A 21068-nucleotide genomic window follows, 5' to 3' on the forward strand; every position below is an offset into this window, starting at 1 on the left:
CCGCATCGACAAGGTCGCCGGCTACGGCGAGGCCGACGTGGCCCGGTTGCTGGCCGACGCGGGGATCGTTCGCAACCGGGCCAAGGTCGAGGCGGCCATCGCCAACGCCCGGGCGGCCCTGGCGCTGCCCGACGGCCTCTCGGCGCTGCTCTGGTCCTACGCGCCGCCGCCCCGGGCGGCCCGGCCACGGTCGTTCGCCGAGGTGCCGGCGCTCACCCCGGAGTCGACCGCGATGGCGAAGGCGCTCAAGAAGAGCGGCTTCCGCTTCGTCGGCCCGACCACGGCCTACGCGCTGATGCAGGCCACCGGCATGGTCGACGACCACCTCACCGGCTGCCACGTGGCCGGCGACCGCCCGGGGGCGTGACCGGCGGCGGACGCGGCGGGCCCGGCCTCGGTCCGGCGTGATGGGATTGGGACATGACCGACACCGAGCCGCGGACGAGCGGGACGATCGAGGGCGGCGCGGCCCCGGGCGCCTGGGCGGTGCTGCTGCCCGCCGAGCGCTACGAGGCCGAGCGGCTGGTGCACCACGACACGCTGGAGCTGACCGGGCTCGACGAGGCCGCCGGGCCCCGGCCCGGTGACCCGGTGGCGGTGCTGGTCGACGAGCCGCTGCGGCTCCTGGCGCTCGGCCGGGTCGCGGCGGCCACCGGGGAGGCCCGGGAGGACCCGGACGACCCGCAGTCCGAGGCCGGTCCGGGGGTGCTCGTGGTGACGTACACCCGGCGGGTGCTGGACGAGCCGGTGCCGGTCGCCGGCCTGGCCCTGGACGGGCCGGTCACCGGTCTCGACCCGGACCGGTTCCGGGAGCTGGCCGACCGGATCGGCCCGCCGCCGACCCGCCAATCCTGGCTGGTGAGCCTCGACCTGCCGATCGAGGCGGCCTCGCCCGCCGAGGCGGTCCGGCTCTTCTGGGCCTACGTGCAGGAGCTGGGCCCGCGCGAGCTGCCCGCCTTCGTCTCGCCCGCCGGTGACGAGCTGGCCATGCAGGCGTTCGTGCTCGGCGCCGAGGCCAACCAGGATCCCGAGGAGGACGACTGACCCCCGGCGCGGTCAGCGGCCCTCGAAGACCGGCTTCTGCTTGTTCACGAACGACATGGTGGCGGCCCGGTGGTCGGCGGTGGCGCCGCAGATCGCCTGGGCCTGGGCCTCGGCGGCCAGCGCGTCGGCCAGGGTGCCGGCGTCGGCGATGGAGAGCTGGCGCTTGATCGCCCCGTACGCGACGGTCGGGCCGGCGGCGAGCCGGGCGGCCAGCTCCTGCGCGGCCGGGAGCACCTGCTCGTCGTCGTCCACGAGCCGGGTGAGCAGGCCCAGCCGGCAGGCGTCCTCGGCGCCCACCGGCTCGGCGAGCATCAGCAGCTCGACGGCCTTGGCGTGGCCGACCAGCCGGGGCAGCGTCCAGGAGGCGCCGGTGTCGGCGGCCAGCCCGACGCCGGCGAAGGCCATCAGGAAGCGGGTCTTCGGGCCGCCGATGCGGAAGTCCGCGAGGAACGCCAGCGAGGCGCCGGCCCCGGCAGCCATGCCCCGGACCGCGGCGATCACCGGCTTGGGCAGGTTGGCCAGCCGGGCGGCGATCGGGTTGTAGTGGGCCCGCACGGTGCCCAGCGGGTCGGCGTCGGCGGATTCGAGGGTCTGCACGTGCTCCCGCAGGTCCTGCCCGGCGCTGAACGAGCCGCCCGCGCCGGCCAGCACGACCGCCCGGCAGGACCGGTCGGCCTCCAGCTCGGCCAGGGTGTCCCGGAGCGCCTCCTTGAGCGCCACGTCGAGCGAGTTCATCGCCGTCGGGCGGTTCAACGTCAGGGTGACGACGGCGTCGGTGCGGTCGACGAGCAGCGGCTCGGTCACGTTTCTAACGACCCTTCTGTCGGGCGAGGCGGTTGCTGGCGTCGAGGCACTGCTCGACGTACCGGTCGGCGGCCGGCCGGAGCCGGGCCGCGTGCCGGTCGAAGAAACTGGCGGCGCTGCTGCCCGGCCAGCGCTCGGGGAGCAGCGCCGGCGGCAGCTGCGGGTCCCGGAACAGGAAGGTACGCCACGCGTGCACGAGCCGGAACCGCGCCGCGTACGCCTCCTCGTCGCTGCTGCGCACGGTCACCCCGGTGAGCAACGGCTTCTGCTCGGCGACGAACCGCTCGTACGCGCGGCCGATCTCGGCCAGGTCCCAGGCGCGGCGGACCACCCCCATGGCGCCGGGGGTGCCGGCGGCGTGCGCGGCGGTGAACCGCTCGAAACGCACCCCGGCCTCGGCGAGCAGGACGTCGACGTCCTCCCCCTGCCGGGTCGCCACCCAGGTGCAGTCGTCCAGCGTGCCGTAGCCGAGGAAGGTCAGGTTGGCGGCGAGCCGCTGCCGGTCCCGGCGGGACGCGGGCGCGTCCAGCACCAGGAGGTCGAACCGCCCGTCCCAGGCGTGCCGCCCCGTGCGGTAGATCCGGGCGCCCGCCTCGTCGAGTCTGCGGGCCGCCTTCGGTGTGATCGAATATCCGGGCCCGGAGGCGAGCCGGAGCGGTTCGAGCCAGCCCTGTCGGACCATCCGGGAGACCGCGGTGCGGACCGCCGGCGGGGCGATCCCGAGCGGTGCCAGCAGCTTGACCAGGGCGGCGACCGGTGCGCGGCCACCCCTAGCCCGGAGGTGGTCGCCGTACAGGTCGAAGAGTGCCGACCGTGCCTGCATGACCGCACATTGTGACAGGCCTATCCAAGATAAGCTAGATGCTGTTACATCAATGCTGCTTCGGTTTGGGTCCGGCGGTGTTCATCAGGGAAAATCGTTGGTTGACGCCCCCGCGACGGTTGCGGGTGGTCATGACGAAGTGGCTGTGGGGCAACCCACCGACCCTGGTGTAGGTCTGAGGGGAGACAACATGGCGGCGATGAAGCCGCGGACGGGCGACGGTCCGCTGGAGGTCACCAAGGAGGGCCGGGGCATCGTCATGCGGGTCCCGCTGGAGGGTGGTGGCCGGCTCGTCGTCGAGATGACTCCCGACGAGGCCACCGCGCTGGGTGACGCGCTGAAGGCGGCTGCCGGCTGATGCGGGGAGCGGTTCGCGCGACGTCCGTCGTGCGAACGGTTCGCCCTACCCTGAGCCACCGGCAACGCCGGTGGCTCAGGGCCTTCCTCGCCCAGTGAGCGGCAAAGTGTCCCGCTTCGAGCAGTTTCGGAGGTACCGTCCAGCGTGCTGGCCATTCGTCTGGTGAGCGGGCCCGCGCGGCTCGATACCCTCGTCCTGCCCGTTCGTCCCGAAGGACCGGGCACCCCGGCCACGCTGGTTCCCACCGCCGTCCCGCCCGGCGACGACGTCCGGGCCGAGGCGTCGGCGCTGCTGCCCGCCACCCGGCTCACCGGCGCCGCCGGCGAGGTGCGGGAGCACCTGCGTCCCGGCGGCACCCCGGCCCGGCTCTGGCTGCTCGGCGTCGGCGACGGCGGCGAGCACGGCTGGCGGGTCGCCGGCGCGGCGCTCGCCCGGGCCGCCAAGGATGAGACGCACATCACGATCACGGTGCCGGCCGAGGCCACGGACGCGCTGCGCGGCCTGGCCGAGGGGATGCTGCTCGGCTCCTACCGCTACCGGCTGACCGAGGCCGGCGGCACGCCCGCGCTGGCCGAGGTGGACATCGTGGTCGGCGACCCGGAGGCGCTCGCGCCGACCCTGGCCGCCGCCCGGACCACCGCCGAGATGACCCGGCTGGCCCGGGACCTGACCAACACCCCGTCGTCCACCAAGAACCCGGAGTGGTTGGCCGCCCAGGTGGCCTCCGCCGCGTCCGGCCGCGCCGACCTGCACCTGCGGGTGCGCGGGCCGGAGGAGCTGGACGCCGAGGGCTTCGGCGGCATCCTGGCCGTCGGCGGCGGCTCGGCCAGCGGCCCCCGCCTGGTCGAGCTGGACTGGCGGCCGGCCGGCGCGCGTACCCACGTGGTGCTGGTGGGCAAGGGGATCACCTTCGACACCGGCGGCATCTCGATCAAGCCGGTGCCCGCCATGAAGCTGATGCGCAAGGACATGGCCGGCGCCGCCGCGGTGGTCGCCGCCACCCTGGGCGCCGCCGCGCTGGGCCTGCCCGTCCGGGTCACCACGCTGGCCCCGCTCGCCGAGAACATGGTCAGCGGCTCGGCGTTCCGCCCCGGCGACATCATCCGCCACTACGGCGGCCTGACCAGCGAGAGCACCAACTCCGACGCCGAGGGCCGGCTGGTGCTCGCCGACGCCATGGCGTACGCCGTCCGGGAGCTCAAGCCCGACCTCATGGTCGACCTGGCCACCCTCACCGGGGCCAACGCGGTGGCGCTGGGCAAGCGGCACGCCGCCCTCTACAGCGAGAACGACGACCTGGCCGCCGACCTGCTGGGCGCGATCACGGCGGCCGGCGAGCGGGCCTGGCGGATGCCGTTGGCCGACGACTACGTCGAGTACCTGGGCAGCGAGATCGCCGACCTGCACAGCTCCCCGGCCCGGGGCGCCGGCTCGGTGGTGGCCGCGCTCTTCCTCCGCGAGTTCACCGGCGACCTGCGCGACCGTTGGGTGCACGTGGACATGTCCGCCCCCTCCTGGTCGGACGACGTGCACGGCGAGCTGGTCAAGGGCGCCACCGGCTGGGGCGTCCGCGGCCTGCTGCGCTGGCTGGCCACGCTGGGCTGACCGGGCCGGGTGGTCAGCCCTTCACGGCGGCGAGCAGGCCGTGACCGACGGGCAGCAGCGCCGGCACCCAGTGCTCCGACTCGCGGATCGCCTTGATGGTCTCCCGCACGGTCACGGTCTCCAGGTCGCGGGCGGCCGGGTCGCCGATCCGGCCGCCGGCCAGGGCCCCGTTGAGCGCGAGCACCCCGCCGGGGCGCAGCAGCCGCAGGGCGGCGTCCACGCAGGCGGCGTAGCCGGTCGCCTCGGCGTCGACGAAGACCAGGTCGTAGGCGCCGTCCGCGAGTCGCGGCAGCACGTCGAGGGCGCGGCCGGTGATGATCCGGGTACGCCCCGACGCGAAACCCGCCTCCTGGAACAGCCGCCGGGCGATGCGCTGGTGCTCGACCTCCACGTCGATGGTGGTGAGCACCCCGTCGGGGCGCATCCCGCGCAGCAGCCAGACACCGCTCACCCCGGTGCCGGTGCCGATCTCCACCACCGCCCGGGCGTTCCCGGCGGCAGCGAGCAGGCGCAGCGCGGCCCCGGCTCCCGGCGTCACCGCGTCCACGCCCACCTCGTGGGCGAGGGCGCGGGCCGTCCGCAGCACGAGATCCTCGGTGACGTACGACTCGGCGAACTGGAGCACCTGGGCGGTCGAGTTGCCGGAGCCGGCGACCGTGGCGATGGGACACCTCCGGGCGGACTGGTGCGAGGGGTCGGTTGGCACTGAGAGCCTAGAGGCGTGCCTCCACACGCGCAGCCGCGAGTCGGCCCTCAGACGATCACGCGCGGCAACCCCTGACTCCACTCGGGGCATCCGTGCAATCCTGGACGCAGTCCCGTACGGCGCGGCCGGCTCCACCGACCGCCGGCACGGGGCGTGGGGGACGGACTGGGAGGCACCGACGTGACCGACGGCTGGGACTGGCGCCAGCCCGGCGGGGGCCCGGCACCGGCGGGAGGGCCGACACCGGGGCAGCCGCCGCAGGGCACCGGGGGCGGCACCTCGCCCTGGTGGTCCGACGCGCTCGCCGACCCCTGGCGCGACCCGTACGCGCCCGCTGCCGTGGTGGTCCCCGCCGCGCCGGTCGCCGGGAGCGGCGAGCCGGAACCGGTGACCGACCCGGACGCGCCGAGGCGGCCGGGCCTGCGCCAGGTGGTGCTGGTCTCGCTGATCACCGCCCTGCTCGCCGGCTCGCTCGGCAGCGCCCTGACCTACGCGTTCCTCCGCACCGGCGGGGCCGTGCCGACGCTGGGGGCGCAGTCCGGGCAGGCCCCGGCGCTCGCCCAGCGCAAGCCCGACTCACTGGCCGGGGTCGCCGAGAAGGTGCTGCCCAGCGTGGTCACCGTCCGGGTGGCCAGCCTCGGCGGCACCAGCGAGGGCTCCGGCTTCGTGGTGAGCGCCGAGGGGCACATCGTCACCAACGACCACGTGGTCGCGGGCGGGCCCGGCAAGGCCACGGTGGTCTTCAACGACGGCAGCACCGCCCCGGGCACCGTCGTGGGGCAGGACCCGGAGTCGGACATCGCGGTCATCAAGGTGACGCGGACCGGGCTGAAGCCCGTGGAGTTCGGCGACTCCGACGCGCTCGCCGTCGGCGACCCGGTGCTCGCCGTCGGCTCGCCGCTGTCCCTGGCCAACACGGTCACCGCGGGCATCGTGAGCGCCCTGGACCGCACCATGATGGCCGGCGAGCCGGGCGGGCCGACCCGCTACTACGCGGCGATCCAGACCGACGCGGCGGTCAACCACGGCAACTCCGGCGGCCCGCTGGTCGACGGGGCCGGCCGGGTGGTCGGTGTGAACTCGACGATCAAGTCCCTGGTCGCCGACGGTCAGGAGGCCGGCAACATCGGGCTCGCCTTCGCCATCCCGATCAACCAGGCGAAGCGGGTCACCGAGGACATCATCGGCACCGGCAAGGCCCGGCGTACGGTGATCGGCGCCCAGGTCGGCGGCACCGGCGTGAGCGGCGGCGGCGTACGCCTCAACAACGTCGAGCCGGCCGGGCCGGCGGCGGCCGCCGGTATGCGGACCGGGGACATCGTGCTCCGGCTCGACCGGCACCCGATGAACGATCCGACCGACCTGGTGGCCCTGGTCCGCAAGTACGCCCCCGGTTCGGTGGTGACGGTGGAGTACCGGCGCGGGTCCAACCGGCAGAACGCGTCGGTGACGCTCGCCGCAGACGCCAAGTGAGCCGCCCTCACCCCCTCCCGGCCGGCCACCTGACGTGCGTAGTCTTGCCCTGACACGCCACGAGGAGGCCGAGTGTTCGAGAACCTGAACTGGTGGGAGATCGGCGCCCTGCTGCTCCTGGCACTGTTGATCTTCGGGGACCGGCTGCCCACGGTGATCAACGACGGCCTCCGGATGGTCCGCAACCTGCGCAACATGGCGCGGAACGCCACCGGTGACCTGAGCCGCGAGCTGGGCACGGACATCCAGTTGGAGGACCTGCACCCGAAGGCGTTCATCCGGAAGCACCTGCTCAGCGAGGAGGACGAGCAGGCCCTCCGGAAGCCGCTGCAGAGCATGTACGACAACCTCCGCTCCGACGTCACCGGCGTGCACGACGACCTGAAGGACGTGGCCAAGGCGGCCGACCTGCGCACCAACGGCACCCGCCCGGCCACCGCCACCGGCGGCGCCCCCGCGCCGGTGCAGCGCCCGTCCTACGACGACGCCACCTGACCCCGGCCACACCCACCCTCCACCCCGCGCCCGCCCGCACCGGTGATCATGAAGTTATTGTCGCGACACGCCGATGCGGGTGACAACAACTTCATGATCAACGAGACCGACCCTCCCCAGCGGGGGGCCGGGAGGGTCGGTGAGGGGAAGACAGGGTCAGCGACCGGCGGGCTTGAGGCCCAGGGGCTTGCCGAGCAGGGACTCGCGGCGCACCGCGAGGCGGTCGGCGACCTGCACGAGCGCCCGGGCGGCCGGGGCGTCCGGCTCGGCCAGCACGATCGGGTTGCCGGCGTCGCCGCCCTCGCGCACCCGGGTGTCCATCGGGATCTGCCCCAGCACCGGCACCTGCGCGCCGATGGTCCGGGTCAGCGACTCGGCGACGGCCGCGCCGCCACCGGCCCCGAAGACCTCCATCCGGGAGCCGTCCGGCAGCTCCAGCCAGGACATGTTCTCGATCACGCCGACCACCCGCTGGTGGGTCTGCAGCGAGATGGCGCCGGCCCGCTCGGCCACCTCGGCGGCGGCCGCCTGCGGGGTGGTGACGACCAGGATCTCGGCGTTCGGCAGGAGCTGGGCCACCGAGATGGCGATGTCGCCGGTGCCCGGGGGCAGGTCGAGCAGGAGGACGTCCAGGTCACCCCAGTAGACGTCGGCGAGGAACTGCTGCAACGCCCGGTGCAGCATCGGGCCGCGCCAGACCACGGCCGCGTTGCCCGGGGTGAACATGCCGATCGAGATGACCTTCACGCCGTGCGACTGCGGCGGCATGATCATGTCCTCGACCCGGGTGGGCGCGCCGTCGGCGCCGAGCATCCGGGGCACCGAGTGGCCGTAGATGTCGGCGTCGACCACGCCGACCGAGAGGCCGCGGGCGGCCAGCGCGGCGGCCAGGTTGACCGTGACGCTGGACTTGCCGACGCCGCCCTTGCCGCTGGCGACCGCGTAGACGCGGGTGCGGGAACCGGGCTGGGCGAACGGGATGACCGGCTCGGCGGTGGCCCCGCCGCCGCGCAGCTTCGACTGCAGCTCCTGGCGCTGCTCCGGGCTCATCACGCCGAACTCGATCTGGACGCCGGCCACACCGGGCACCGCCCCGACGGCGGCCGTGATGTCGGTACGCAGCTTGTCCTTCAGCGGGCAGCCGGCCACGGTGAGCAGCAGCTCGACCCGGACCACGCCGTCGTCGCCGACCTCGGCGGAACGGACCATGCCCAGCTCGGTGATCGGCCGGCGGATCTCCGGGTCGTTGACGGTGGCCAGGGCCGCCTGGATCGCGTCGGAGATGGTGCTGACGGGTGCTGACATGTCCGCAATGCTACGTCGGTGGTCATCGGCGTCCGCCGCTGGCGGGGGCCGGTGTGAGCGAATCGATGGCCGCCCGAGGGGTGGACGGGCCGTGCCGCGAAGTGGGACGATCGCACCGAACGCCGCTCGCCTGGCCCCTTGAGGCGCGCGGCGTTCAATACGTTCCGGGCTCAGCCCTCGAACCGCCCGTCGCGGGCGAAGTCCCCGTCGAGGTCGTCGCGGGGCTCGTCGAGCGGCTCCCCGCCGGCCTGCCGCCGGGCCTCCCGCTCCTGCTGGCGGCGCTCCAGCTTCCGCCGCCGCTCGGCCGCCTCGTCCAGCTCCTCGGCCAGCCGGGTCAGCTCCGAGCGGAGGAAGTCCCGGGTCGCCACCTCGCCCAGGGCGATGCGCAGCGCGGCGATCTCCCGGGCCAGGTATTCCGTGTCGGCCTTCTGCATCGTCGCCCGCCGCCGGTCCTCCTCCAGCGCGATCCGGTCCCGGTCGGCCTGCCGGTTCTGCGCGAGCAGGATCAGCGGGGCCGCGTACGAGGCCTGGAGGGAGAGCACCAGGGTCAGGAAGGTGAAGGTGTACGGGTCGAAGCGCAGGTTCGCCGGCGCCAGGGTGTTCCACGCGAACCAGGCGGCGATCACCAGCGTCATGTAGACGATGAAGTTCGCGGTGCCCATGCCCCGGGCGATCCCCTCGGACCAGCGGCCGAAGGTCTCCGCGTCGATCCGGGGCAGCCGGAGGCCCCGGGGCGCCCGGGGCTGGTCCAGTCGCTCTCGTCGCTGGTCAGCCATTGTCGCCGTCCAGCGGCGCGTCGTCGTCGGCTGGCGCGGCGGTCATGGCGTCCCGGTCCCGCCAGTCGCGCGGCAGCGAGTGGTCCAGCACGTCGTCCACGGTCACCGCGCCGACCAGCCGCATGCTCCGGTCCACCACGGGCATGGCGACCAGGTCGTACGTGGCCATCCGGCGGGTGATCTCGGGCAGCGGGGTGGTCGGCCGCAGCGGGTCGATGTCGTTGACGACGACCTTCCCGAGCAGGTCGGCCGGTGGCTCCCGGAGCAGCGCCTGGAAGTGGACCATGCCCAGGTAGCGCCCGGTCGGCGTGGTGAGCGGGGCGCGGGTGACGAAGACCTGCGCCGCCACGGCGGGGGAGAGCTGCGGCTCGCGGATCCGGGCCAGCGCCTCGGCCACCGTGGCGTCCGGCGGCAGGATCACCGGCTCGGAGGTCATCACGCTGCCGGCCGTGCCGGAGGCGTAGCGCAGCAACTGGCGGACCGGGGTGGCCTCGTCCGGCTCCATGAGGTCGAGCAGCACGTCCTGCTCGGGCGGGGGCAGCTCGTTGAGCAGGTCGGCGGCGTCGTCCGGGTCCATCTCCTCCAGCACGTCCGCGGCGCGTTCCCGGTCCAGCGCGGCCAGGATCTCCACCTGGTCGTGCTCGGGCAGCTCCCCGAGCACGTCGGCGAGGCGCTCGTCGTCCAGCGCGGCGGCGACCTCGTTGCGCCGGGCGTCGGGCAGGTCCTGGAGAGCGTTGGCCAGGTCGGCCGGGCGCATGTCCTCCAGCACGGCGAGCAGGTTGGCCGTGCCCCGGGTGTCGGCGAGGCCGCCGAGGCCGCGTACCCGGTCCCACTCCACCTGGTGCAGGTGGCCGCGGCGGGCGAGCCGGCCGGTCTGCTCGCGGACGGCGACCCGGGTCAGGGCCCACTCGCCGCCGCGGCTGCTCTCCATCGCCACGTCGACCACCGAGCCGGCCTGCCCGGTGTCCAGCTGCACCCGCCGATCCAGCAGCTCCTGGAGCACCAGCAGCTCGTTCGGGCGCTTCTCGAAGCGGCGCAGGTTGAGGGTGCCGCTGCCGAGCACCACGGCGTCCGCGTCGATGGAGGTGATCCGGTTGATGGAGAGGAAGATGCGCCGCCGCATCGGCATCTCGGCGACCAGCCCCACCACCTCGGGCGGCCGTTGGGTCGGCCGCATCCGGGCGACAGCGTCCCGGATCCGGCCCACCTGGTCGCCGTTCGGGTCGAAGACGGCGACTCCGGCGAGTCGAGCGATGTAGACCCGGTTCGGCGTGCTCACGGGCACCAGCCTAAGGGCCTAGTGTTTATCAACATGTCGACCTTGGCCTACGAGATCGTGGACGTCTTCACCGATCGCCCGTTCGCCGGCAACCCGCTGGCCGTGGTGTTCGGCGCGGAAGGGCTCGCCACCGAGCAGATGCAGGCGCTCGCGGTGGAGTTCAACCTGTCGGAGACGGTGTTCGTGCTGCCGCCCACGCAGGTCGGTGCGACGTACCGGGCACGCATCTTCACCCCGGCCGAGGAACTGCCGTTCGCCGGCCACCCCAGCGTGGGCGCCGCGGTCACGGCGAGCCGCCGCGGCATGTTCGATGTGGGCAGGATCACCCAGGAGTGCGGCGCCGGGGTGCTGCCGATCGAGGTCACCCCCACCGGCGCGACGCTCACCGGGGGCACCCCGACCCTCGGGCCCGAACTCGACCCGGAGCCCCTGCTGGAGATGGCCGGCCTCACCGCCGCGGACCACGCGGGCCCGGCGCCCCGGGTCGCCGGCTGCGGGCTGGAGTTCCCCTACCTTCCGGTACGCCCGGACGCGGTGGCCCGCGCCAAGGTGAACGCGGCGGCGGCGGAGCGGTACGGCGTGGAGCACGTCAGCGTCTTCTCCTGGGACGCCGACTCGCAAACCGCGCACGCGCGCGTCTTCGTGCCGGGCCTGGGCGTGCCGGAGGACCCGGCGACCGGCTCGGCCGCCCTGGGCCTGGGAGTCTGGCTGGTGGCCAGCGGGTTGCTGCCCGGCGAGGGCCGCTCCGAGTACGCGGTCCGCCAGGGCGTCGAGATCAACCGGCCGTCCGCGCTGGCCTGCACGGTGACCGCGGCCGGCGGCGTGGCGGTCGGCGCGACGGTCGCCGGCCACGTCATGCCGGTGGCCCGGGGCGAGATCGCCGTCCCGCCCTTCGTGGGCTGAGACGGGCCGGAGGCCGGCGCGGTAGCGTGCCGCTGGGGACGTGGTCCACCCCGGCCAAGGCCGGGATGCGGGAGGATGCCGGAGTGAGCGACGAGGTCGAGCGGACCGTCACACCGCTGGTGGACGAGGCCGTGAAGAAGGCGGCCATCTGCTGGGTCAGCGTCGACGGCGGCCCGGCGTACGGCCTCTGGTGCCTTCCGCTCGACGGCGCGCTGCTGGTGGTGAGCGGTCCGGGCGAGCAGCCCGCCCCCGGGCTGGCCGACGCCGACGCGGCCGAGGTGACCCTGCGCGGCGACCACGGCGGCCGGATCGTCACCTGGCCGGCCCGGGTGACCCGGCTGCGGCCGGGCACCGAGGAGTGGGAGACCGCCGCGCCGCTGGTCGCCGCCAAGCGGCTGAACGCCCCGGGCCCGTCCGCCGACCTGGTGGCCCGCTGGGCGGCCGAGGGGTGTGCGGTGAACCGGCTGAGCCCGGCGGGCACCGCCGTGGCGGGCGCCGACCTGCCGGCCGGCTCGCTCGCCGAGCAGCCCCGGGAGACCACGGCGGTGCGGGCCACCCGCAAGCCCTTCCGGCTGCACAAGGTCCGCCGGCGCTGAGCCGCCCCGGCCCGTCAGCCGACGGCGACCGGGTCGAGCAGGTCGAGCACCTCGGTGAGCGAGGTCAGCGCCCGGCCGTCCCAGCCGTGGTCGGCGTTGAACACCATGTGACGGGCGAGGTCCGGGGCGGCCAGCCGGACGGCGGTCATGCCGGCCCGCTCGGCGCCGGTGAGTTCCTGGCTGCCGCCGTCACCGACGTAGAGGCAGTCGGCCGGCGTGAGATCGAGCCGATGGCAGGCGGTCAGGTAGAGCGCGGCGTCGGGCTTGCAGCGCCCGACCTGCACCGAGAAGACCCGGACGTCGAGCAGCGGGGCGACCGCCAGTTGGGGCAGGAACGCCGGCAGTTCATGCGTGCAGTCGCTGATCAGGCCGGTGCGGACGCCCTGCCCGCGCAGCGCGGCCAGCACCGGCACCGCCTCGGCCCGCAGCCGGGTGTCGGCGCGCACCGCCCGGTGCCGGGAGGCGACGGCGGCGCGTACCGCCTCGTCGGAGGGGTGCACGCCGGCCTGTCCGCAGACCCAGCGCAGGGTCTCCTCGGCGCCGCCGAACCGCCCGCTGGCGCGCTGGTAGTAGCTGCGGTCGAGGACCTCGATCAGGGTGTCGACCGAGCAGCCGAGCAGCTCGGCGATGGTCCGGTGGGCGGACCCGCGCTGGACGCAGCGGGTCAGCGTGCCGAAGAAGTCGAACAGCACCGCCTGGTATCTGGGCATGGGGGAACGGCTCCGGACGTCGAGGGGGGTCGCCGGGACGCGCATGATCGTAACCGAGTGCTGACGGTCCGTGGTGCCCGACGGCGTGTGAGTATTGCTCCCCGTGTCCCACGCTCGGAACCGCCCGCCGCTCGACGCGCTGACCGTCGGCGCGCTCGCGCTGGCCGTCACCGCCGTCTCGTCCTCCGCGCCGCTGGTCGCGTTCGCCGCCGCGCCGGCCCTCGCCATCGCCTTCTGGCGCAACGTGCTCTCGGTGGCCGTGCTCGGCCCGGTCTCGGTGACCCGGCGGCGGGCCGAGTTCCGGGCGCTGACCGTCGGCGCGGGCCGGCGGGAGGGGCTCTACTGCGTACTCTCCGGGGTGGCGCTGGCCGCCCACTTCGCCACCTGGATGCCGAGCGCGCAGCTCACCTCCGTGGCCGCGGCCACCGCGCTGGGCGCCACCCAGCCGGTCTGGCAGGGACTGATCGCCCGCTGGCAGGGTCGGCGGCTGCCCGCGGCGGTCTGGGCCGGCATCGCGGTCGCCGTGCTCGGTGCGGCGCTGGCCACCGGGGCCGACTTCGCCGTCTCCGGCCGGGCCTTCGCCGGTGACCTGCTCGCCGTCGCGGGCGGCATGTTCGCCGCGGTCTACACCGCCTTCGGCGAGCGGGCCCGGGCCAGCATCAGCACCACCACCTACACCACCATCTGCTACGGCGTCTGCGCGGCGATCCTGCTGGTGGTCTGCCTGGTCGGCGGGGTGCGCCTGCACGGCTACGACGGCGGCACCTGGCTGGCGATCCTCGGCCTGGTGGCCGGCGCCCAACTGCTCGGCCACTCGATGTTCAACTACGCCCTGCACCGGGTCTCCGCCACCACGATCAGCGTGCTGATCCTGCTGGAGGCGCCCGGCGCGGCGCTGATCGCCGGGGTCTGGCTGGGCCAGTTGCCCCGCCCGCTCGCCCTGCCCGGGCTGGCCCTGCTGCTGGCCGGCGTGGCCGTCGTCATCCTCGGCGGGGCGCGGGCCGGCCGCCGCACCGTGCCGGTCGCGGTGCCCGCCGACCCCGCACCGCTGATCGACTGACCCGCTTTCGCGGAAAGTGCTCCCCGCCGGGCCGGTTTCGGTGAAAGTGCGGGGGGTGGGAGCGGCAGGGCAAGGCGGCGACGAGGCCGAGCGGGGGACGGTCGTCACCCCGTCGGCTGAGTTCCCGCCGCTCGGCCACGAGGAGCGGGCGGCCCTGGGCCGGATCGGGGAACGCTGGCAGGAGCCGCGCAGACCGGACGACCTGCCCGTCGACCCCACGCTCGGGCGCAGCGGGCGGCCGCCGCAGCCGACCCGGTTCGGCCGGCTGGCGCCGATCGAGATGTTCACCGTCGAGGAGCCGGACGAACTGGTCGCCAGCGAGCCGGCCCACCTGCCCGGCTCGCGGGCCGGCCGGCTGCTCACCCGGACCCGCCGGACGCTGTTCGGCCCGCCGATCTCCAGCGCCTCCGTGCTCTACGAGCGGATGCGCAAGCTGGTCGCCCTGCCCGTGCTCTCCTCCGACCTGCTCAGCTCGGTGGCGTACGGGCCGGAGGCGATGCTCAGCGTGCTGGTGCTGGCCGGCAGCGCCGCGCTCGGGCTCTCCCTGCCGCTGGCCGCCCTGCTGGTGGTGCTGATGATCGCGGTTGGGGTGTCCTACCGGCAGACCATCCCGGCGTATCCACACGGGGCCGGTTCGTACATCGTGGCCAGCGACAACCTGGGACCTGTCCCGGGGCTGGCGGCGGCGGCCGGGTTGATGCTCGACTACGTGCTGACCGTGTCGGTGTCGGTGTCGGCCGGGGTGCATGCGGTGACCTCGGCGGTGCCCGGGCTGGCCCCGGTCACCGTGCTGCTCGGGGTGCTCGTGATCGCCGTGCTGCTCGCCGGCAACCTGCGCGGCGTGCGCACCGCCGGGAACATCTTCGTGCTGCCCACGTACGCCTTCGTGGTGGCCGTGCTGGCGTTGCTGGTGGTGGGCTATGCGCGGGCGGCGGGGCGGGGCTTCGCGCCGGTGCCGCCGCCGGTGGTGCCGGCCGCCGAGGGGCTGGGCCTGCTGCTGGTGCTGCGCGCGTTCTCCTCCGGCGCGGTGTCGATGACCGGCATCGAGGCCGTGTCGAACGCTGTCCCCGCCTTCCGACCCACCGAGTGGCGCAACGCCCGCACGACGCTGGGCTGGATGGTCGCCATGCTGGTCGTGCTCTTCGCCAGCCTGGTCGGGCTGATCCATCTGGACGGTCTGGTCCCGCTGCCAGGCGAGACGCTGCTCTCCCAGCTCGGCCGAGCGACCTTTCCGACCGGCCCCTGGTACGCGGTCCTCCAGGCCACCACGGCGCTGATTCTGCTGCTGGCGGCGAACACCGCGTTCAACGACTTCCCCCGGCTGCTCTTCTTCATGGCCCGGGACGGCCACGCCCCCCGCCGGTTCCTGCACATGGGCGACCGGCTGGCGTTCAGCAACGGCCTGGTCGCGCTCTCGCTCGCCGCAGGGCTCGTCTTTGTCACCTTCCGAGGCAACACCGAGTCGCTGATCCCGCTCTACGCCGTCGGCGTCTTCCTCGCCTTCACCCTGTCCCAGGCCGGCATGGTGGTGCACTGGCGGCGCCGCCGCGACCGGGGCTGGCGCCGGCGCCTGGCTGTCAACGCCGTCGGCGCCATCCTCTCCGGGCTGGTGCTGCTGACCGCCGCCGTGTCGAAGTTCACCGAGGGCGCCTGGGTGGTCGTGGTCGCGGTGCCGCTGCTGGTCCTGCTGTTCCGGCGGATCCACCGTCACTACGCCACGCTGAACCGGGCGCTGGCGCTGCACCCGCCCGCGACCGCGGTGCCCGGACCCGCGGGGTCCGCCGAGGGCGAGGAACTGCCCCAGGAGGTACGCCACCTGGTCGTCGTGCCGGTGGCCCGGCTGAACCGGGCGTCGCTGCGCGCCCTCGCGTACGCGGCGTCGCTGGGCCAGCCGACGCTGGCCGTGCACATCGCCCCCGAGGAGAGCGAGGCGGACCGGTTCCGCGAGCAGTGGCGGGCCTGGGGCGACCACCTGCGGCTGGAGACGATCGTCTCGCCGTACCGGGCGGTGATCGGGCCGCTCGCGCACTACCTGGAGGCGCTGCACACCACCCGGCCCGAGCTGACCCTGACCGTGATCGTGCCGGAGGTCGTGCTCCGCCGCCGCTGGCACCGCCCGCTGCACAGCCGCGCCGAGCAGCGGCTCCGCGCCGCCCTGCGGGCGCTGCCCGGCGTGGTGGTCACCAGTGTCCCGGTCCACCTCGCCGAGTGAGCGTCAGACGTCGTGGACGTCGAGGACCTGGGTGGTGGGGGCGGCGTCGCCCAGGGCGGCCCGCAGCGCCAGCCGCTCCGGGTCCACCAGGAAGGCGTCGTAGCCGGCCCGCGCGGCGAACCGGATCACGTGCACCTCGGTCTTCCCGTCCCCGGTGCGCAGCCGCCGCTCCAGCCGCCCGCCGTGCCGCCCGAGCAGGGCGAGCACGCCGTCCTCGTACCGCCGGCCGCCCTCGGGGTCGGCGCTCAGGTCGACCAGGGCGACCACCCGGAGCACCCCGGCCGGGTCCTCGACGAGCGGCTTCCAGAAGTGGTGGTCGACGTGGCCGCCGGGGATGCCGTCCCGGATGCCGGTGTCGGTGTAGCCGTGGCGGCGGTAGAAGTCCGGCGCCTGGAAGGAGAACGAGGCCACGGAGATCTCGGTGCAGCCGCGTCGCCGGGCCTCCTCCTCCGCGGCGCGGAGCAACCGGCCGCCCCAGCCCTCGCGGCGGCGGTCCGCCCGCACCCAGACGGTGTTGATCCCGGCCCGGCCGCCCCAGGTCCACCCGGTCAACCCGGCCACCAGCTCGCCGTCGGGTGCGACGACGCGCACGGTGAGGTCGGCCTCGTCGGTGGCGCCGGTGGCGTCGTTGTTGAAGGCGGTCAGCTCGCGGTCGATCCGAGCGGCCAGCTCGGCGTCCGGGCCCCCGACGTGCAGGGTTGCTCCCTCGTGCTCGGTCATGCGGCGCAGTATCGCAGCGACCGGCCCGGCGGGGAGACCCGGAGACGGCTCAGGCGTCGATCCCGACGGCCTTGGCGCTGGCCGCCCAGAGCCGGGCGGCGAGGGCCGGGTCGCTCGCCTTGGGCAGCGGCCGGCGGAGCCGCCGGTCGGCGTAGTAGCCGCCGTCGACCAGCCGGGCCGGGTCCTGGTTGGCCAGCCAGACCAGGGTTTCGGCGCCCCGCTCGGGGCTGCGGAACGGCAGCAGCCGCATGCCCAGGGCCACCAGCCGGCTGTCGTTGCCGAACCGGGTCCGGACCACGCCCGGGTGGAACGAGTGCGCCTTCATCTCCGGCCAGCGCCGGGCCGCCTCGGCGGTGAACAGGATGTTCGCCTGCTTGCTGGTGCCGTAGGCGCGCATCGGCCGGTACCGGCGCAGCGCGGCGTTGAGGTCGTCCGCGTCGAGCACGCCGCTGCGGTGCGCGCCCGAGGCGGTCACCACCATCCGGCCGACCCGGTCCCGCAACAGGTTGCTGAGCAGGAACGGCGCGAGGTGGTTGGCCTGCATGCTCAGCTCAAAGCCGTCGACCGTGGTGACCGGCTGGAGCACGATCGCCCCGGCGTTGTTCGCCAGCACGTCGATCCGGTCGTACGCGGCGCGCAGCCGCTCGGCGAGCCCGCGTACGTCGTCCAGCACGGCGAAGTCCGCGCGGAACAGCTCAGGTTGCTCGCCGCAGCACTCGCGGACCCGTTCCCCGGCGGCCCGCAGCCGGGCCGGGTCCCGGCCGACCAGCACCACGCGGTCGCCGCGTCCCGCCAGGTCGACCGCGGCGGCGAGGCCGATGCCCGAGCTGGCGCCGGTCACCACCACGGTCCGACGCTCAGTGAGATCTTCCACAGGTCCATTCACCCCGGTCACGGGACGAGGTTACCGTGGCGTCACAACGCCCTTTGGGATCGTTAAGTTTCTCGTCTGTCACCTGGTGGCGTCGGCGTGCCCGCCGGACGCTGGAAGGAGCGCACCCATGGCCGCAGTCGGTCGCCCCCGCCGGTCCTGCCTCGCGGTACCCGGCTCCAGCGTCAAGATGCTCGGCAAGGCCCAGGGCCTCCCCGCCGACCAGGTCTTCCTCGACCTGGAGGACGCGGTCGCCCCGCTGGCCAAGCCGGACGCCCGCAAGAACATCGTCGCCACCCTCAACGAGGGCGACTGGGCCGGCAAGACCCGGGTGGTCCGGGTGAACGACCTGACCACGCCGTGGACCTACCGGGACGTCATCGAGGTGGTCGAGGGCGCGGGGGCCAACCTGGACTGCATCATGCTGCCGAAGGTGCAGAACGCCGAGCAGGTGCACTGGCTGGACCTGCTGCTCACCCAGATCGAGAAGACCCTCGGCCTGGAGGTCGGCCGGATCGGCATCGAGGCGCAGATCGAGAACGCGGCCGGCCTGGTCAACGTCGACGCGATCGCGGCCGCCTCGCCCCGGGTCGAGACGATCATCTTCGGCCCGGCCGACTTCATGGCCTCGATCAACATGAAGTCGCTGGTGGTCGGTGCGCTGATCCCGGACTACCCGGGCGACCCCTACCACTACATCCTCATGCGGATCCTCATGGCCGCCCGGATGCACGACAAGCAGGCCATCGACGGGCCGTTCCTCCAGATCCGGGACGTGGACGCGTTCCGCGAGGTGGCGAAGCGCTCGGCCGCGCTGGGCTTCGACGGCAAGTGGGTGCTGCACCCGGGCCAGATCGACGCGGCCAACGAGGTCTACTCCCCGGCCCAGGCCGACTACGACCACGCCGAGCTGATCCTCGACGCGTACGACTTCTACACCTCGGAGGCGGGCGGGAAGCTCGGTGCCGTGATGCTCGGCGACGAGATGATCGACGAGGCGTCCCGCAAGATGGCGCTGGTGATCGCGGCCAAGGGCCGGGCCGCCGGGATGAGCCGCACTACCTCGTTCACCCCGCCGTCGGAGTGACCGCGGGCCGTTGACCGCGACGGGCCGCCCCGGCCGACCGGGGCGGCCCGTCCGCGTCAGTAGGTGCTGGAGCTGTCCGAGTTGATGGCGATGACGATCATCACGATGTAGAAGATGATCAGCAGCACCAGCAGGGCGGTGAGGATCCAGCCCACGATGATGGCCGCCTTCGCCATGCCCTCGCCCTGCTCGCCGGTCTGCCGGATCTGCTTCCGGGCGACGTGGCCCATGATCGCGCCGATCGGGGCGGTGATGCAGGAGGTGAAGCCGACCAGCGAGAGCACCAGCGCCACGATGGCCAGGGTGTTCGTCTTGCTGGACGGGGGCGCGTAGCCGGGGTACGCCGCCGGCGGGTAGCCGGCCACCGCGTAGGGGTCGCCGGGCGGCGGGTAGCCGGGCGCGGCGTACGGGTTGCCGGGCGGCGGGTAGCCGGGCGCGGCGTACGGGTTGCCGGGCGGCGGGTAGCCGGGCGCGGCGTAGGGGTCGGCGGACTTCGCGCCGGCGTACGGGTCGGCGGGCGCGTACGGGTCCGCCGGGGTCGGCTGGGTGGGGACGGGGTTGCCGGCCATCGGGAGGGTCGGGTCGACCGGCGGGCTCGACTGTGGCCCGGCCGCCGACGGGTCGTGCCAACCACCGGGCGGTGGGGAATAGGTCATCAGATCATCTCCATGGACGTGGTGCGGTCAGGGTAGCCACCGCCGGGCAAGTCGCAGGGACCCCTTTCCGGGTGCCGCGTTGCCCGGAACGTCCACAGCGGGCAGGATCGCGGCATGGCACTTGACGCGCGCGGTGGTCGGTCTCGACGGGACGTCAGCCGGCCGGGCCTGGTGCGCCGGCCCCGCGGCGGCGCCCCGGCGGGCTCTGCCGACCAGGACCAGCCGGCACCGCTGGAGGAGCCGGCCACCATGCGCCTGGAGGGCCGGGTCGCGCTGGTCACCGGCGCGGGCAGTCCGGACGGCATCGGGTACGCGACCGCGCGCCGCCTCGCCGACCTGGGCGCCCGGGTGGCGATCGTCTCCACCACGCGGCGGATCCACGATCGCGCCGGCGAGCTGGGCGTCACCGGCTTCGTCGCGGACCTCACCGACGAGTCCGAGGTGGGCGCGCTCGCCGACGCGGTGGCCGAGCAGCTCGGCGACGTCGAGGTGCTGGTCAACAACGCGGGCCTGGCCAGCCGGGCCAGCCCGGAGGTGCTGCGGCCGGTGGCCCAGCTGACCTACGACGAGTGGCGCGGCGAGATCGACCGGAACCTGACCACGGCGTTCCTGTGCAGCCGCGCGTTCATCAGCGGGATGGCCGAGCGGGGCTGGGGGCGCATCGTCAACCTGGCGGCCACCGCCGGGCCGGTCAACGCGCTGCCCACCGAGGCTGCCTACGCGGCGGCGAAGGCCGGCGTGGTCGGGCTGACCCGGGCGCTGGCCATGGAGATGATCGCCGACGGGGTGACCGTGAACGCGGTGGCGCCGGGCATCATCCACACCGCGGCGTCCACCATGGTCGAGATCAAGCAGGGTCTAGGCACCCCGGTCGGCCGCCCCGGCACGCCGGACGAGGTGGCTGCCGCGATCGCCTTCCTCTGCTCGCCGGCCGCCTCCTACATCACCGGGCAGATGCTGGTGGTCGACGGCGGCAACAGCGTCCGGGAGGCCGAGTTCCGCTGACGGTCAGTAGGTGCTGCCGTTGTCCGAGTTGGCCCAGATGGCCAGGCCGATCCAGCCGCAGCAGACCAGCAGGCCGATCGCGGTGAAGACGTAGCTGAGGATCAGCCCCCAGGTGGCCAGCTGGTCGCCCTCCTCGCCGGTCCGCCGGATCTGCCGCTTGGCCAGGTGGCCGCAGACGATGCCGGCGGGGGCGAAGACGAAGGCGAAGACCAGCGACAGGATGGCGAGCACGTTGGGCCCGCCGCCGCGCGGCTGTGGGCCGGGGCCGGGCGGCCCGTACTGGCCGTACGGGGGTTGCGGGGCGTACGGCGGCTGGGCGGCCCCGGGCGGCTGGTGCCCCCAGTGCGGCTGCTGCTGCGGGTCCCCGTACGGCTGGCCGTAGGCCGGCGGCTCGTACGGCGACGGTGGCTGCTCGGGCTCACCGGGTGGTTGGCTCACGTCCCTCCCCGCCCTCTCGTCGCAGGTCGACGGCCCTCTCTCTTGCGGACGCTACCCGCAGCGGTGAACCTTTTCACAGCGGTTGTGTGGACTGGTCACCTTGGCTCCGCCGGTCCCGGGGCCGATACTGACCCAGCGTTCA

At 74.3% G+C, this 21068-nt stretch carries 23 protein-coding genes; 12 read left to right on the plus strand and 11 right to left on the minus strand.

Going from position 1 to position 21068, the window contains the following annotated elements; translation table 11 throughout:
- Both ABZS80_RS32640 and ABZS80_RS32645 read left to right on the plus strand, forming a co-directional pair.
- On the plus strand, nucleotides 1-367 hold a 367-nt coding region (locus ABZS80_RS32640; RefSeq protein WP_355061969.1), incomplete at its 5' end, for a DNA-3-methyladenine glycosylase I.
- A gap of 53 nt (nucleotides 368-420) precedes the next feature.
- Complete coding sequence (locus ABZS80_RS32645) at nucleotides 421-1044, plus strand: hypothetical protein (protein ID WP_355061971.1); 624 nt, start codon at nucleotides 421-423, stop codon at nucleotides 1042-1044.
- 12 nt (nucleotides 1045-1056) lie between these two features.
- On the opposite strand, the gene ABZS80_RS32650 is transcribed toward ABZS80_RS32645, so the two are convergent.
- Both ABZS80_RS32650 and ABZS80_RS32655 read right to left on the minus strand, forming a co-directional pair.
- A complete protein-coding gene (locus ABZS80_RS32650; protein WP_151465231.1) occupies nucleotides 1057-1848 on the minus strand; it encodes an enoyl-CoA hydratase-related protein in 792 nt (263 codons plus the stop codon).
- Nucleotides 1849-1852: 4 nt separating this feature from the next.
- Entirely contained in the window at nucleotides 1853-2671 is an 819-nt protein-coding gene (locus ABZS80_RS32655; RefSeq protein WP_355061973.1) for a PaaX family transcriptional regulator C-terminal domain-containing protein, read from the minus strand.
- A gap of 190 nt (nucleotides 2672-2861) precedes the next feature.
- Between ABZS80_RS32655 and ABZS80_RS32660 the strand changes: the two genes are divergently transcribed.
- Complete coding sequence (locus tag ABZS80_RS32660) at nucleotides 2862-3029, plus strand: DUF3117 domain-containing protein (RefSeq protein ID WP_013283866.1); 168 nt, start codon at nucleotides 2862-2864, stop codon at nucleotides 3027-3029.
- A gap of 144 nt (nucleotides 3030-3173) precedes the next feature.
- A complete protein-coding gene (locus ABZS80_RS32665; RefSeq protein WP_355061975.1) occupies nucleotides 3174-4634 on the plus strand; it encodes a leucyl aminopeptidase family protein in 1461 nt (486 codons plus the stop codon).
- A 13-nt stretch (nucleotides 4635-4647) separates the two neighbouring features.
- On the opposite strand, the gene ABZS80_RS32670 is transcribed toward ABZS80_RS32665, so the two are convergent.
- On the minus strand, nucleotides 4648-5259 hold the full coding sequence (locus ABZS80_RS32670; protein WP_192580014.1) for an O-methyltransferase: 612 nt from the start codon (nucleotides 5257-5259) through the stop codon (nucleotides 4648-4650).
- Nucleotides 5260-5505: 246 nt separating this feature from the next.
- On the opposite strand from ABZS80_RS32670, the gene ABZS80_RS32675 reads away from it, so the two are divergent.
- Nucleotides 5506-6813 carry a trypsin-like peptidase domain-containing protein gene (locus ABZS80_RS32675; RefSeq protein ID WP_355062019.1) on the plus strand — a complete coding sequence of 436 codons (1308 nt, stop codon included), beginning with the start codon at nucleotides 5506-5508 and terminating at the stop codon, nucleotides 6811-6813.
- A gap of 72 nt (nucleotides 6814-6885) precedes the next feature.
- On the plus strand, nucleotides 6886-7308 hold the full coding sequence (locus tag ABZS80_RS32680) for a preprotein translocase subunit TatB (RefSeq protein ID WP_355061977.1): 423 nt from the start codon (nucleotides 6886-6888) through the stop codon (nucleotides 7306-7308).
- A 156-nt stretch (nucleotides 7309-7464) separates the two neighbouring features.
- On the opposite strand, the gene ABZS80_RS32685 is transcribed toward ABZS80_RS32680, so the two are convergent.
- The 3 genes from ABZS80_RS32685 to ABZS80_RS32695 all read right to left on the minus strand — a co-directional run bounded on the left by ABZS80_RS32685 (nucleotide 7465) and on the right by ABZS80_RS32695 (nucleotide 10668).
- Nucleotides 7465-8613 carry a P-loop NTPase gene (locus ABZS80_RS32685; RefSeq protein WP_355061979.1) on the minus strand — a complete coding sequence of 383 codons (1149 nt, stop codon included), beginning with the start codon at nucleotides 8611-8613 and terminating at the stop codon, nucleotides 7465-7467.
- Nucleotides 8614-8783: 170 nt separating this feature from the next.
- The gene (locus ABZS80_RS32690; RefSeq protein ID WP_151463925.1) at nucleotides 8784-9389 is read right to left on the minus strand and encodes a DUF1003 domain-containing protein; all 606 of its coding nucleotides are present in this window, start codon (nucleotides 9387-9389) and stop codon (nucleotides 8784-8786) included.
- The gene (locus tag ABZS80_RS32695) at nucleotides 9382-10668 is read right to left on the minus strand and encodes a CBS domain-containing protein (protein WP_355061981.1); all 1287 of its coding nucleotides are present in this window, start codon (nucleotides 10666-10668) and stop codon (nucleotides 9382-9384) included. The genes ABZS80_RS32690 and ABZS80_RS32695 overlap by 8 nt, the downstream gene beginning before the upstream one ends.
- Nucleotides 10669-10701: 33 nt before the next feature.
- On the opposite strand from ABZS80_RS32695, the gene ABZS80_RS32700 reads away from it, so the two are divergent.
- Both ABZS80_RS32700 and ABZS80_RS32705 read left to right on the plus strand, forming a co-directional pair.
- Complete coding sequence (locus tag ABZS80_RS32700) at nucleotides 10702-11571, plus strand: PhzF family phenazine biosynthesis protein (protein WP_355061983.1); 870 nt, start codon at nucleotides 10702-10704, stop codon at nucleotides 11569-11571.
- Between the two features lie 83 nt (nucleotides 11572-11654).
- Nucleotides 11655-12167 (plus strand): hypothetical protein, encoded by a 513-nt coding sequence (locus ABZS80_RS32705; RefSeq protein ID WP_355061985.1) that lies wholly within the window; start codon nucleotides 11655-11657, stop codon nucleotides 12165-12167.
- 14 nt (nucleotides 12168-12181) lie between these two features.
- Here the strand turns inward: ABZS80_RS32705 and ABZS80_RS32710 are convergent, their stop codons facing one another.
- Entirely contained in the window at nucleotides 12182-12877 is a 696-nt protein-coding gene (locus ABZS80_RS32710; protein ID WP_355061987.1) for an HAD family hydrolase, read from the minus strand.
- Nucleotides 12878-12971: 94 nt separating this feature from the next.
- On the opposite strand from ABZS80_RS32710, the gene ABZS80_RS32715 reads away from it, so the two are divergent.
- Both ABZS80_RS32715 and ABZS80_RS32720 read left to right on the plus strand, forming a co-directional pair.
- Nucleotides 12972-13937, plus strand: coding sequence for a DMT family transporter (locus ABZS80_RS32715; RefSeq protein WP_355061989.1), 966 nt, complete (start codon nucleotides 12972-12974; stop codon nucleotides 13935-13937).
- 55 nt (nucleotides 13938-13992) lie between these two features.
- A complete protein-coding gene (locus ABZS80_RS32720) occupies nucleotides 13993-16149 on the plus strand; it encodes an APC family permease (protein WP_355061991.1) in 2157 nt (718 codons plus the stop codon).
- A 3-nt stretch (nucleotides 16150-16152) separates the two neighbouring features.
- Here the strand turns inward: ABZS80_RS32720 and ABZS80_RS32725 are convergent, their stop codons facing one another.
- Entirely contained in the window at nucleotides 16153-16869 is a 717-nt protein-coding gene (locus ABZS80_RS32725; protein ID WP_151463932.1) for a GNAT family N-acetyltransferase, read from the minus strand.
- Nucleotides 16870-16918: 49 nt separating this feature from the next.
- Entirely contained in the window at nucleotides 16919-17743 is an 825-nt protein-coding gene (locus ABZS80_RS32730) for an SDR family NAD(P)-dependent oxidoreductase (RefSeq protein WP_355061994.1), read from the minus strand.
- Between the two features lie 127 nt (nucleotides 17744-17870).
- Between ABZS80_RS32730 and ABZS80_RS32735 the strand changes: the two genes are divergently transcribed.
- Nucleotides 17871-18827, plus strand: coding sequence for a CoA ester lyase (locus ABZS80_RS32735; protein ID WP_355061995.1), 957 nt, complete (start codon nucleotides 17871-17873; stop codon nucleotides 18825-18827).
- A gap of 56 nt (nucleotides 18828-18883) precedes the next feature.
- On the opposite strand, the gene ABZS80_RS32740 is transcribed toward ABZS80_RS32735, so the two are convergent.
- Entirely contained in the window at nucleotides 18884-19483 is a 600-nt protein-coding gene (locus ABZS80_RS32740) for a DUF4190 domain-containing protein (protein ID WP_355061997.1), read from the minus strand.
- Between the two features lie 114 nt (nucleotides 19484-19597).
- On the opposite strand from ABZS80_RS32740, the gene ABZS80_RS32745 reads away from it, so the two are divergent.
- Nucleotides 19598-20488, plus strand: coding sequence for an SDR family NAD(P)-dependent oxidoreductase (locus ABZS80_RS32745; RefSeq protein WP_355061999.1), 891 nt, complete (start codon nucleotides 19598-19600; stop codon nucleotides 20486-20488).
- Between the two features lie 3 nt (nucleotides 20489-20491).
- Here the strand turns inward: ABZS80_RS32745 and ABZS80_RS32750 are convergent, their stop codons facing one another.
- The gene (locus ABZS80_RS32750) at nucleotides 20492-20926 is read right to left on the minus strand and encodes a DUF4190 domain-containing protein (RefSeq protein ID WP_355062001.1); all 435 of its coding nucleotides are present in this window, start codon (nucleotides 20924-20926) and stop codon (nucleotides 20492-20494) included.
- Nucleotides 20927-21068: the final 142 nt, after the last annotated feature.

This window comes from Micromonospora sp. NPDC005305, from assembly GCF_040607315.1.
GTDB lineage: Bacteria > Actinomycetota > Actinomycetes > Mycobacteriales > Micromonosporaceae > Micromonospora.